Consider the following 12,705-nt stretch of genomic DNA (forward strand, 5'->3'; position numbering starts at 1 on the left):
GCTCACGCAAACAATGAGGTCCAGATGAACAGACGGACAAGGTTGCTCCGTTACGGTCTCTTCACCGTGATCGCGGCCTTGACGGCCACGGTCCTGCCACCGGCGACGGTGGCCGGTGCGGCCGATCCCTGCGGTCCCACCACGAACGCGATCGTGTGCGAGAACTCCAAGCCCGGCACGCCGATGGAGGACTGGTTCGCACCCAGCGCGTACGGCGACATCAAGGGCTTCCCGGCCCAGACGAGCGTCCAGGCCGGCGAAACCGTGCAGTTCAAGATCCAGTCGCCGACTCCGTACAAGGTCTCGGTCTACCGCCTCGGCCACTACGGCGGCACCGGGGCCCGCCTGCTGTCGACCGCGGCCCAGGCGGCCCAGACGTACCCGGCGAACTTCGCGCCGGGCGGCAACCCGGCGACCTGCGCCAAGAAGGCCGCCACCGGCCTGGTCGACTGCGGGAACTGGCCCGTCACCGCGACGTGGACCGTGCCGGCCGACGCCGTGTCCGGGCTCTACGTCGTCAACTTCGACCAGGCGGACGGCAACGGTGTGATGCCGTACCCGTTCGTCGTCCGCAACGACTCCAGCCACTCCGACATCGTCGTGCAGACCAGCGACCAGACCTGGCAGGCGTACAACAACTACGGCGGCCAGGACCTGTACGACGGCGGCGGCCCCGCCCCGGACGGGCGGGCGTACGAGGTCAGCTACAACCGGCCGATGGACATCGGCGGGGACAACGGGATCTACGGGTCCGAGTTCCAGATGGTCTCCTGGCTGGAGCGCAACGGCTACGACGTGAGCTACATGTCCGGCATCGACATGTCGGTCCGCGGCGGGACGCTGCTGCAGAACCACAAGGTCTTCCTGTCCTCCGGGCACGACGAGTACTGGACCCAGGACCAGTTCACGAACGCGCTGAACGCGCGCCGGGCCGGGGTCCACCAGACGTACTTCAGCGGCAACGAGGTCTTCTGGAAGACCCGCCTGACGCCGAGCATCGACGGCGCGGGCACCGCCAACCGGACCCTGGTCTCGTACAAGGAGACCAAGCTGTCCTTCCCCCAGCCGAACGGCATCCCCGACCCGAGCGGCATCTGGACGGGCACCTTCATGGACCCGGCCAGCGCCACGAACGGCCGGCCCTTCCAGCCGCAGAACCAGCTGACGGGCTCGATGTTCAGCGTCAACGGCTACCGCAGTGACGCGATCACGGTGCCCGGCACCTTCGCCAAGCAGCGGCTGTGGCGCAACACCACGGTCGCGAACCTCACCCCCTCGCAGACCGCCACCTTCCCCACCGGCACCCTCGGCTACGAGTGGGACAGCGACGTGGAGAACGCCAGCCGGCCGGCCGGGCAGATCACGATGTCCTCCACCACGGTGGACATCGAGGACGGCAAGCTCCTCAAGGACTACGGCAACACGTACGGGAACGGCACCGCGACGCACAGCCTGGTGGCCTTCCGCGACCAGACCTCGCACGCCCTGGTGTTCGGCGCGGGCACGGTGCAGTGGTCCTGGGGCCTGACCAACATGCCCACGGGCAACCCGGACGACGCGGTGGTCACCGCGGACAAGCGGATGCAGCAGGCCACGGTGAACGTCTTCGCCGACATGGGCGTCCAGCCCAAGTCCCTGCAGAGCGACCTGGTCGCCTCCACCGCCTCCACGGACACCGTGGGCCCGGCCGTGACGGTGACCAGCCCGGCGGCGAACGCCACCGTACCGGCGCTGCGGCCCGTGACCATCACGGGCACGGCCGCCGACACCGGCGGCGGCGTGGTCGCCCGGGTGGAGGTCTCCACCGACGGCGGCACGACCTGGAAGGCGACCACGGGCCTCGGCTCCTGGAGCTACAAGTGGACCCCGACCGTCCCGGGCGCCGCGCAGATCAAGGTGCGCGCCGTGGACGACAGCGTCAACATCGGCGCCACCACCACGGTGCCGCTGACGGTGGGACCCCAGCAGTGCCCGTGCACCGTATGGCCCGCCGCGGCCGTTCCGGGCACCGTCAACGCCGGGGACGGCAGCGCCGTCGAGCTCGGCGTGAAGATCCGTTCCTCGGTGGCCGGTTCGATCACCGGCGTCCGCTTCTACAAGTCCCCCGCCAACACCGGCACCCACACCGGCAGCCTCTGGAGCAGCACCGGCCAGCGCCTGGCCACCGGCACCTTCACCAACGAGACGGCCTCCGGCTGGCAGCAGCTGAACTTCGCCACGCCGGTCCCGGTCAAGGCGAACACCACCTACGTCGCCTCCTACTTCGCCCCGCACGGCGGCTACTCCTTCGACACCACCTTCGCCGGGTCCGACGCGGGTCTGGCCCCGCTCACCGCGCTCAAGAGCGGCACCGACGGCGGCAACGGCGTCTACCGCTACAGCGGCACGGGCGGGTTCCCGTCCACCGCCGCGTCCGGCAGCAACTACTGGGTGGACGCGGTCCTGGACACCTCGACCGCGAGCACGACCCCGCCCACCGTCACCGCCACCTCGCCGCAGTCCGCGGCGACCGGCACCCAGATCACGGCGGCCGTCACGGCCACCTTCAGCAACGCCGTCGACGCGGACACGCTGGTGTTCTCCGTGAAGGACTCCGGCGGTACTGCCGTGCCGGGTACCAAGGTGCTGGGCGCGTCCAACAGCGCGACCTTCACCCCGTCCTCCGAACTGGCCCTGAACTCCACCTACACGGCGTCCGTCCAGGCCGCCGACCTGTGGGGCAACGCGATGGCCGCACCGGTGACCTGGAACTTCACCACCAGCGCGAGCCCGCCGACGGTCAACTGCCCGTGCACCCTGTGGAACGGCGCCGCGACGCCGAGCACCGCCAACGTGGGTGACGACGCCAACTCCGTGGAACTGGGCACCCGTTTCCAGTCCGCGGTGAACGGCTACGTCACCGGTGTCACCTTCTACAAGGGCCCCGGCAACACCGGTACGCACACCGGCAGCCTCTGGTCCGCCTCCGGCACCCTGCTCGCCACCGGAACCTTCGGCAGCGAGACCGTGTCCGGCTGGCAGCAGCTGCACTTCGCCACGCCGGTACAGATCACCGCGGGCACCACGTACGTGGCCTCCTACCACGCGCCGAACGGCAACTACTCGGTGGACGGCGGCTACTTCACCGGAGCGCACCGCTCCTATCCGCTGGTCGCCCCGGCCGACACGGCCGGCAGCGCCAACGGGCTGTACAAGTACGGGGCGGCCACCGCCTTCCCGACGAACACCTTCGGCTCGGTGAACTACTGGGTCGGCCCGGTCTTCACCACCACCGCGCCTCCCGCCCTGCAGGAAGGGCTGTCCACGGAGGTGAGCGGGCAGTGAGCACGGTCAGCGTGGTGATCCCCTGCTACAAGTACGGCCACTTCCTGGCGGACTGCGTCAAGAGCGTGCTGGACGAGCAGGAGGGCGTCGACGTACGGGTACTGATCATCGACGACGCCTCGCCCGACGACTCCGCGGAAGTCGCCCGCGCGCTGGCGGCCTCCGACCCGCGGATCGAGGTGCGGGTCCACGAGAGCAACAAGGGCCACATCGCCACCTACAACGAGGGCCTGCTGGAGTGGGCCGACGGGGACTACGTCGCGCTGCTGTCGGCGGACGACCGGCTGGTCCCCGGGGCCCTGGTGCGGGCCGCGGCCCTGCTCGACGCCCATCCGGAGGCCGGTTTCGCCTACGGCAGGCCGCTGCGCTTCCAGCACGGCGGGCCGCTGCCCGCGGCCCGTACCCGCAGCACCGGATCGGTGGTCTACCCGGGACGGTGGTGGCTGGACCGGCGGTTCCGCGAGGGCACCGGGTGCATCACCTCACCCGAGGTGGTGGTCCGCACCAGCCTCCAGCGCAAGGTCGGGGGCTACGACCCGGAGCTGCCGCACGCCGGTGACATCGAGATGTGGATGCGGCTCGCGGCGCACGCCGACGTGGGCTACATCCGCGGGGCCGACCAGGCTTTCTACCGGGTCCACGGCAACAACATGTCCACCACGGACTTCGGCGGCCAGCTCGACGACCTGCGCCAGCGCCTCGTCGCGTTCGACTCGGTGCTCGACAAGTGCTCCGGGCTGCTGCCGGGGGCCGACCGGCTGGCGCTGTCGGCGCGCACCCGGCTCGCCCGGTACGCGCTGCGGCGCGCCTACCGGGCGTACGACCGGGGGCGCACCGCGGTGGTGCCGGTCGACGAGCTCGTGGAGTTCGCGGCGCAGTGCCTGCCGGAGGACTACACGAAGCTGGCCGAGTACCGGGCGCTGCTCAGGCGGCGGCGCATCGGGGCGCGCACCATGCCGTACCTCCAGCCGCTCGTGCTCTCGGCCGTGGCCGACCGGGGGCGCGAGTGGCTGTGGTGGCGGTCCTGGAAGCGTCGAGGGATTTGATGACTCGAACGCCGTGTTCAGCGGGCCGCCCCGGCGAGGGCGGCCCGCTCGGGCTCTTCGGCCCGGACCACCGGACCGGCGTCGACGGCGGCCTCGTGCCGCTGCCGGCGCCGGCTCCGGCGTGTCAGGAGCCGGTCGGTCCACAGGGCCACCACCACACCGCCGACCCCGCCCAGCAGGGCCGCCCCGGCGAGGCCCCGGCTCTTGTTGCCGCTCTGCTCCGCCGCGGTGGGCGGCACCAGGAGCGTCACGCTCATCCGCGCGGACTCCGGGACCCCCTGCTGCGTCTGCATGTCCGTCAGGTGCTTCGTGTAGATATCGATGATCTTCCGGACCGCCGTGTCGGCGGCGGCCGGCTCGGCCTGCTCCGCCTGGACCTGGAGCGAGGGGATCAGATAGCGCGGGGTGACGCTGGTCCCGCTGTTGCGCGGGATCAGCCGGTACGTGCCGCGCACCCCCGCGGCGCGCAGCTCCTCGGCCCCTTCGGGCGAGTCCAGCTGCTGCACCGCGGCGTAGGAGACGGCGGCGAGCGGCGGTTGCAGATTGGCCAGCTGATTGGGCTGGTTGTCCGTCACCGGCGGCTTGAGCACGACGATCGCCGTACTCAGGTACGTCTGCGTGGGGTGCAGCACTTGCACGGCTCCGGCGGCCGCGAGCACCGCCGCCACGATCAGGACGTACCAGCGCCGACGCAGCGCACGGATCAACTCACCAGGCGACACAGGGATTCCTTCCGTTGTGACCGATCTTTCCAGGACACGGGTAGGTCCGCCATCAATTGCGGTGTGCCCGGGGGGTGTTCATGAGCATCGGTGAGATCCTCGCGGTGCTCCGGCGCCGCTGGTACGTGATGGTGCCGCTGACGCTGATCAGTCTCCTCGCGGGGGCGCACCTGTACCGTTCGGTGCCGGTGGCCTATCAGTCGCAGAGCTCGGTGGCGCTGCTCGACTCGACGGCGGTGGCCGAACTGGCCCCCGCCTTCGGCAATCCCATCTCGAACGCCGGCGGTTCGCTGGTGGTCACCGCGGACGTGCTGATCAGGACGCTGTCGGGGACGGACGCGGCGCGGGACCTGCAGGGCATCGGGGTGACCGATCCCTATACGGTCGGGTTCGCCGCGAACACCTCGGGGCCGATGCTCACGCTGACCGTCACGGGGACGGACCGGGCGAACGTGCTGGAGGAGACCAACAAGCTGACCGCTTTCGCCGGGGAGACGCTCAACGCGCTCCAGGCGGCGGCCAAGGTCAAGCCCGCGTACATGGTGCAGACGGCTCCCGTGGTGCTGCCGCAGACCCCGGTGCCGCAGATGAAGAGCCGCTACCAGCAGGTGCTGGGCGTCGTCATCGTGGGCACCACCGCCGCCTTCGTGCTCTCCTTCCTGACGGACAGCCTGCTGGCGGCGATCCGCCGCAGGCGCGCGTCCGCGGCCCCCACGGTCCGGGGGCGCGGGCGCCGCAAGCCGTGGGGGCGGCAGCTGGACGTGACCGCCCTGCTGAGCTGCTATCTGGCGCTGGCCTTCTTCGTCCCGTCGAACCTGACCCTGCCCGGCATGGGCGGGGTGGGCACCCCGGCCAACGTGTTCGCGCTGCTGTGCCTGTTCTGGTATCTGGCGGCGTGGATCACGGGCCGGATCCGGCCCGCCCCCGGCACCCGGCTGCCGCGGGTGGTGATGTGCCTGCTGGCCTTCTCGGTGCTGGGCTCGTACCTCGCGAACGCGATGCGCGGCAGCTCGCACAAGGAGGTCCTCGCGGCGGACCGCGGGCTGATCGGGCTGCTGGTCTGGGTGTCGCTGGTGGTCCTGGTGTCCGCGGGGATCCAGGACCGCGAGCGCCTCGACGTGCTGCTGCGCCGGGCCGTGGTGATGGGGGCGGTGGTGGCCGCCATCGGCTTCTACGACTTCTTCACCGCGACGAACATCGCCGACAGCATCAGCATCCCGGGCCTGCAGTCCAGCGTCGCCCAGATCACCACCCTGGACCGGGGTTCCTTCACCCGGCCGCGGTCCACGACGGCACAGCCCCTGGAGTTCGGCGGGATGCTCGCCATCATGCTGCCCTTCGCCGTGCAGCAGGCCTTCGATCCGGTACGGCGCCACCTGCGCGCGTGGCGCCGCTGGGGGCCGGTGGTGCTGATGGGCGGCGCGCTGCCGCTGACGGTGTCGCGGACCTCCATCATCGGGGCGCTCATCGTGATCCTGGTGATGGTGCTGCGCTGGAAGCCGGAGCGGAGATGGGCCGCGATCGGTCTGCTGATGGGCTCGGTGGCCTGCTTCAAGGTGATCATTCCCGGGCTGATCGGCACCATCACCGCGCTCTTCGCCTCGTTCCTGACGAACTCCGACAGCAGCACCCAGGCCCGTACCGTCAAGTACAGCGCGATCGTCCCCTATCTCACCGAACGGCCGCTGTTCGGACGGGGCTTCGGGACCTTCCTGCCCGAACTGTTCTTCTTCACCGACAACCAGTACATGCTCACCCTGGCGGAGATGGGCCTCGTGGGGGTGCTCGCGCTCCTGGTCCTGCTGTTCACCGGAATCCACCAGGGCGGTGCCATCCGCAGGCTGGCCCGCACGGAGTCCGACCGGGAACTGGGGCAGGCGTTCTTCGCCTCCGCCCTGGTCTCCCTCGTCATCGCCGCCACCTTCGACGCCCTCAGCTTCCCGATGTTCGCAGGGGTGTTCTTCCTGACGATCGCCGCCGGAGGCAGCTACCTCGGGTTCATCCGGCGCGCGGCGCCGGAGCCCGTAACCGTGGAGTCCCCATGCAGTTCAGCCAGCCAGCAGCCCGCCGACCGGAGCCGGGTGCCGGCCCTGTAGCGGTCCTCGTCGTCACCTGGAACAGTGCCGGGGTGCTCCCGGAGTTCCTCGCCTCGCTGCCCGAGGGCATGGCCGGGCTCGACTGGCGCCTGGTCGTCGCCGACAACGACTCGGCCGACGGCACCGTGGAGCTGATCCGCTCCCTGGCGCCGGACGCGACGGTCGTCCAGACCGGCCGCAACGCCGGCTACGCGGCCGGGGTGAACGCCGCCCTCGGGGCCGCGGCCGCGTGGGAGGGCGGCTTCCGGGCGGCCCTGGTCTGCAATCCGGACGTCCGGATGAGGCGGGGCTGCGCCAAGGTGCTGGTGGACGCGCTGGGCACGGGCGCGCCCGGCGGCGGCCGGGTCGGGATCAGCGTCCCGCTGCTGTACGAGGAGGACGGCCGCACGCTGCTGCTCTCGCTGCGCCGCGAGTCGCGGGTGACCCGGGCGCTCGGCGAGGCGGTACTGGGCAACCGCCGGGCCGGGCGGTTCCCGCGCTGGAGCGAGATGGTGACCGATCCGTCCGCGTACGAGCGGGCCACGGTCGCGGACTGGGCGACGGGCGCGCTGATGGCTCTGTCCGGGGAGTGCCTGGAGGCGTGCGGGGACTGGGACGAGTCCTTCTTCCTGTATTCGGAGGAGACCGAGTACTGCCTGCGGGCCCGGGACCTCGGCTTCGTCACCCGGCTGGAGCCGGCGGCCACGGCCACCCATCTGGGCGGGGACTCGCAGGTGTCGCCCCGGCTGTGGACCCTGCTGACGCTCAACCGGGTCCGGCTCTACGGGCGCCGGAACGGGGCGGCGGCGACCGCCGCGTTCCGGGCGGCCGTCCTGCTGCGGGAGACCTCCCGTGCGGTGCTCGGCCGGCCCGCGAGTCTGGCGGCCGCGAAGGCCCTGGCCAGCCCGTCCGCGCTGCGGGCCACGCCCGGGCCGTGAGACGACGTCGGACCGGCGCGTCCACGTCCCCGTCCTCGTCCCGTCCTCGTCCCGCCCTCAGCCGGCCGTGACGCGCAGGTTGGCGAGCAGGGTGGCTCCGTCGGGGGTGGTGGCGAGGACGCGGCCGGAGCGGTGCCAGTGGGTGACCGCGTCGGCGTGGCTGCGAAGGCCCGGGGCCTGGGTGTCGGCCTGGGGGAAGAGCACGGTCGCGGTGGGCGCGGAGCCCGCGCCCACGCCCGTGTGAAGGAGGACCCCGCTGCCGTCGGGGCCGGGCACCGCGAGTGCCCAGTGGTCGCCGTCGACGATCGGGCCGTGCGGCGCGACGCCTTCGATGCCCGGGCGGGCGCCGGGGCGGGCGAGCGGGCTTTCGGTGGTCCAGTGCAGGACGGTCCTGTCCGGTGACCCGTCCGCCGGCTGCGGGTCGGCCACCAGCAGGCTGCCGGCGGCGAGGGCCGCGGAGCGGCCGGGGCTGAACGCGTCCGGCCGGAGCCGGGAGCGCAGCTCCCAGCCGGGCAGGTCCCAGCGCCAGAGCTCGACGACCTGTGTGCCGTCGGGAAGCGGCGACACCACGACACCCGTGCATCCGGCGGGGGTGCGGGCGAGCCGGCCGACCAGCCGCTCGCCGCCGCCGAGTTCGCGCCAGACCACGGTGGGCCGGGGCGCGAGGGTGTCCAGCACCGTGATGCCGTCGTCGTCGGCCGTGATCAGGTGCCGGCCGTCGAAGGAGGGGACGATCTGCCGCGAACGCAGTGTCGTCCAGCGCCGGACCGAGCGGGTGGCGAGGTCGAGCCGGGAGACTTCCCGGACCTGCCCGTAGCCCGCCACGAGCATCGCCACGCCTCCGTGGTCGGCCAGCACCAGCTGGTCGGCGGGCACGTCCCAGCGGGCTTTGGTCCGGCCGTCGGCGGTGAGCAGCCGGACGCCCGCCTGGCCGCAGGCGACCAGGACGGCGCCGGAGCCGAGCAGCGCCGCGTCCAGCACCGGCAGCGTGCCCGCCCGGTCGGCGGCGGTGTACGCGTGGAGGTCCGCCGCGGGGGCCGCGCGGCTCGGCCTGGCCAGGTCCGCGGCGACCAGCGGGTCGGCCCGCTTCAGCAGCCGCTGGTGGCGGGCCCCCGCGTCCCGGTCGCCGAGGACGCCCGTGAAACCGCCGTCCCGGACGACCGCCCGGGCCGCCGCGGTGGCGAGTTCACGGTCCTGGGCCGGGTCGGCGGCCGGGAGTTCCGCCAGTGCGGCGGCCAGCGCCGACCGCCCGGTGGCGGCCGGGTGCCCGTCGCCGTCAAGGATGGCCAGGGCGAGCGCCCGGGTCGACTCTCCGGCGCCGAGCGCCAGCAGGTACGGCAGCGCCCGGCTCCGGGTCGGCCCGCCGAGCGCGACCGCGTCGCGCAGGTCGCCGACCGCCGACGGCCGCAGCGACGCGTCCGCCCAGAGCACCTCGGCGGCGCCCAGCCGGTCGCCGGACTCCCTGCGGTGCGCGGCCCAGGCGACACGCAGCTCACGGGCGGACGCCGGGTCGTCGGCCGCGAGGCGCTCGACGGCCGGGGCGAAAGCGGCCCGGCGGTAGGCCGTCCGGACGGCGCGTTCGCGCTCGCCGGCCTGCCACCAGAGCCGGACCACGAGGTCCGCGCCGAGGTCGCGGCCCTCTGCCAGCTCGGCGGCCTGCGCGGTGCGCCGGTGCCGCACCAGCAACGCGACGGCCTCGGCCGGGGCGTCCCGAAGGTCGGCGAGGACGAATGCGGCCTCGTCGATCCGTCCCGCGCGCTCCAGGTCCTCGGCGGCCCGCTGGTAGAGCGCGGCGAGGTGCTCGTGCACCGTGCGGCCGGACAGCGGGGAGGCGGCGCCGGAACCGCCGGTCCGGGGCGTGGGGCGCAGGGCTCCCTCGTAGCGGCGGGGCAGGCCGAGGGACAGCCAGGACTTCTGCTCGGCCGACCGCTCGCCCGTGAGCCGGATCGCGTCGCGCAGGGCGTCCTCCCAGCGGCGCTGCTCGAACGCCCTGGTCAGCTCGTGCAGGTAGCGGGCGTGCCGGCCCTGGATCAGCGGGCCCGCCGTACGCATCGCCAGACGGGCCAGGAGGGCGTCGAACAGCGGGCGGCGGGCGCGACCGCGCGACCGGCCGTGCTCCGGTGCCGGGGCTGCGGTTCCGGCTTCGGCCCCGCCGCCGGAACCGTCCGGGCCGGGTACGGCGCCCCTGTCGCGCTTGCGGAGTACGGCGAGCAGGCCGGCCGCGAGCGGGAGCAACAGCGCGCCGCCGTGCAGTGCGCCCTGCGCCGCGAGCAGCAGGAGAGGCAGCACCACGAGTACCGCGGCGGCGAGGGCCCACGGCCCGGGCGCGGACGCCGGCCGGAACCGCCCCGCGAACGGCGCCGCCCGGCGGCGGGGGCCGGCCGGGGCGCCCTCGGTGAGCCGCCGGGCCCGCTCGCTCCGGGGCGCGATGCCCGCAGCGGCCCGCAGGTCGGGCTCCGGTCGCTGCGGCAGTGCCTCCACGACGGGTTCGGCCTCGTGCTCGGTGGCGCCGGCCGGTCGCGGACGGTGGAGCGTGATCCCGGACAGGTCGAGCCACCCGGCCGGATCCAGCTCCGGCAGCGCCGCGATCCGGTGAACGGCCGTCACTCCGCCTGTGGCGACCGCGAACTCTCCGGCGGCCGCGGTGCGGGTGTCGGCTCCGACGGCGGCCTGCGCGCCGCGGTCGGTCCGTACGACGGGCAGCCCGGGGGCTCGGTCGGCGCGGATCTCCACGGGTGCGGCCAGGACGAACAGCCAGCGGCCGTCCGGAAGTTGCCGCAGGTCGGCGCCTTCCTGCCAGGAGGCGAGGGCACGCTCGGCGGCCTCGGCCGGGCCGATCACGGGCACGTCGAGGACGAACCCGGTGGCCGTGACGGCGGCGCGGAACGCCGCGCCCTGGGTGGCGCTCACTCGGTTCCCCCGATCTGGAAGTGGATCCGGCCGGTGTTGGCGTCGCCGACCACGATCAGGCCCTGCCGGGTCTCGGCGGCGATCAGCGGCAGGGAGGGGTGTACGGCGGGCGGCACGGAGTTACCGGAGAAGCGGGTCAGGGTCCGTACACCGTCGGCGCGCACGCTGCGTACCACGAGGCCGCTGCGGCTGACGGTGATCAGTGCGGGCGCCTGTCCGTCGTGAACCATGCCGATCACGTCGGCGTTCTCGCGGAACGAGATGCGGCTCTCGTCCCCCTGACCGGTCCGCGCCGTCCAGGTCCGGCCGTCCGCCGACCAGGCCTGGGAGTCACCGCCGTGCAGGAAGTGGCGGGCGTCGCGAGCCGCCTCGTGAAGGGGCCGGCCGTCGAACAGCCGCGGGTCGCGGAACCGGTCGAAGTGCTGCCGGTCCCGCGCACCCCGACCGAGCGGTCCGTCGTCGGTGACGCTGCCGTCCGGGGCGATCCGCCACCAGCGGCCGGCGAGCGGCAGCAACAGGTCGCGGCCGCCGCGCAGGACCGGCAGGACCGGGCGGGCGAACAGCTCCTCCGGCAGGGCGCCGCCGACCCCGCAGGCGGCGAGGTCGGCGGTGTAGCCGTCGAGCGGCCGGCCACTGACGTACGGGACGAGCCGGCCGTCCCGGACGTACAGGGCGATCAGGCGCCGTCCTGTCCGGCCGGCGGCGAGCACCGGCCCCGGCAGGTCGTGGCGGCGCGCCCGGACGGTGGTGACGGCGCGGGCGTCGGGGTGCGGCAGGTTGGCGGCGAACAGGGTGGTGCCCCGTCCGCTCCGGACAAGCAGGGTGCGGGCGTGGGTAGTGAAGGCGGGCAGAGCCCGGCCGGCCGCTCCCCCGGGGTCGGCGGCCGGGCCGCCGGCCGGGACCGGCTCGGCCCGGCGGAACTCCGCGCCGCGCAGCGCCCGTACGGCGATCTCGCCTGCGGGCAGCGGGAGTTCGGCCGACGCGCCGTCGAGCCGGACGACGGCGTGGTCGGCGCCGTCGGCGGACCAGCGGGTGGGCTCGCTCGTCAGGACCCTGGAGCGTGCCGGGAGCCGTTCGGCGAGGCGCGGCGAGGTCAGCAGCCAGGCCTGGTCGGCGGCGTCCAGGCCGTCCAGCGCGTGCTGCACGTCCCAGGGCGTCGGGTCGACCGGTCGGCGTGCGGTCAGCCAGGCCGGAAGCAGCTCGGCGAGGTCGCCGGTGAGGCGGCGTCCGCGCGGGTCGCCGAGCACGACGACGACCAGTTCGGTGCCGCGCGCGGCCGCCCGGCGGTGCAGGACGAGGAGCGCGGCGAGCTGGACCAGCCGGCCCGCGCCCGCCTGGGTGGGGCCGGTGTCGACCAGCGCGGCGATCCTGCCGCGGACCGCCGGGGTGCGGAACTCGGGGGCCAGGTGCAGCAGTTCGCCGTCGGCGAAGCGGCGCAGGAACTCGTCCGGGAACTCTTCGGCGAGCAGCCACTCGGACGGCAGCAGCTGGTCCGGCCGGCCCGAGCGGGCGAGGCCGCCGAGGCCGTCGGGGTCGCCGACGAGGTCGGCGACGGGCTCGCGCTCACCGACCAGGGCGTCCAGCCGGCGAAGCAACGGGCCGAAGGCGACAGCCAGTTCGGGGGTGATGGCCGAGAGGGTTCCGGCCCAGGGGGCGAGGGCGGCGGGCAGGCGGGTGGTCTTCATCGGCG

General features: G+C 73.7%; 7 protein-coding genes. 4 read left to right on the forward strand and 3 right to left on the reverse strand.

Annotated features, from left to right (window positions below; translation table 11 throughout):
- The first annotated feature begins 24 nt into the window (after window positions 1-24).
- Both ACFY0D_RS16730 and ACFY0D_RS16735 read left to right on the forward strand, forming a co-directional pair.
- Window positions 25-3,324 carry a DUF4082 domain-containing protein gene (locus tag ACFY0D_RS16730; protein ID WP_390799020.1) on the forward strand — a complete coding sequence of 1,100 codons (3,300 nt, stop codon included), beginning with the start codon at window positions 25-27 and terminating at the stop codon, window positions 3,322-3,324.
- Window positions 3,321-4,370 carry a glycosyltransferase family 2 protein gene (locus tag ACFY0D_RS16735; protein WP_390799021.1) on the forward strand — a complete coding sequence of 350 codons (1,050 nt, stop codon included), beginning with the start codon at window positions 3,321-3,323 and terminating at the stop codon, window positions 4,368-4,370. Before ACFY0D_RS16730 ends, ACFY0D_RS16735 begins: the two co-directional genes overlap by 4 nt.
- 17 nt (window positions 4,371-4,387) lie before the next feature.
- On the opposite strand, the gene ACFY0D_RS16740 is transcribed toward ACFY0D_RS16735, so the two are convergent.
- Complete coding sequence (locus tag ACFY0D_RS16740; RefSeq protein ID WP_390799022.1) at window positions 4,388-5,092, reverse strand: Wzz/FepE/Etk N-terminal domain-containing protein; 705 nt, start codon at window positions 5,090-5,092, stop codon at window positions 4,388-4,390.
- Window positions 5,093-5,172: 80 nt separating this feature from the next.
- Between ACFY0D_RS16740 and ACFY0D_RS16745 the strand changes: the two genes are divergently transcribed.
- Entirely contained in the window at window positions 5,173-7,188 is a 2,016-nt protein-coding gene (locus tag ACFY0D_RS16745; RefSeq protein WP_390799023.1) for an O-antigen ligase family protein, read from the forward strand.
- The gene (locus tag ACFY0D_RS16750) at window positions 7,134-8,105 is read left to right on the forward strand and encodes a glycosyltransferase (RefSeq protein ID WP_390799024.1); all 972 of its coding nucleotides are present in this window, start codon (window positions 7,134-7,136) and stop codon (window positions 8,103-8,105) included. Before ACFY0D_RS16745 ends, ACFY0D_RS16750 begins: the two co-directional genes overlap by 55 nt.
- 57 nt (window positions 8,106-8,162) lie before the next feature.
- Here ACFY0D_RS16750 and ACFY0D_RS16755 read toward each other — a convergent pair whose 3' ends face one another.
- Both ACFY0D_RS16755 and ACFY0D_RS16760 read right to left on the reverse strand, forming a co-directional pair.
- On the reverse strand, window positions 8,163-11,015 hold the full coding sequence (locus ACFY0D_RS16755) for a bpX6 domain-containing protein (protein ID WP_390799025.1): 2,853 nt from the start codon (window positions 11,013-11,015) through the stop codon (window positions 8,163-8,165).
- Complete coding sequence (locus ACFY0D_RS16760) at window positions 11,012-12,700, reverse strand: hypothetical protein (protein WP_390799026.1); 1,689 nt, start codon at window positions 12,698-12,700, stop codon at window positions 11,012-11,014. Before ACFY0D_RS16760 ends, ACFY0D_RS16755 begins: the two co-directional genes overlap by 4 nt.
- Between the last annotated feature and the right edge of the window lie 5 nt (window positions 12,701-12,705).

Origin of the sequence: Streptomyces sp. NPDC001502, assembly GCF_042894785.1 — a bacterium.
Classification (GTDB): domain Bacteria; phylum Actinomycetota; class Actinomycetes; order Streptomycetales; family Streptomycetaceae; genus Streptomyces; species Streptomyces kutzneri.

What these genes read in the sequence shown, in the direction of transcription:
- ACFY0D_RS16730 (WP_390799020.1), top strand. Translation starts at nt 25, where the DNA reads ATGAACAGACGGACAAGGTTGCTCCGTTACGGTCTCTTCACCGTGATC.
- ACFY0D_RS16745 (WP_390799023.1), top strand. Translation starts at nt 5,173, where the DNA reads ATGAGCATCGGTGAGATCCTCGCGGTGCTCCGGCGCCGCTGGTACGTG.
- ACFY0D_RS16750 (WP_390799024.1), top strand. Translation starts at nt 7,134, where the DNA reads ATGCAGTTCAGCCAGCCAGCAGCCCGCCGACCGGAGCCGGGTGCCGGC.
- ACFY0D_RS16760 (WP_390799026.1), bottom strand. Translation starts at nt 12,700, where the DNA reads ATGAAGACCACCCGCCTGCCCGCCGCCCTCGCCCCCTGGGCCGGAACC.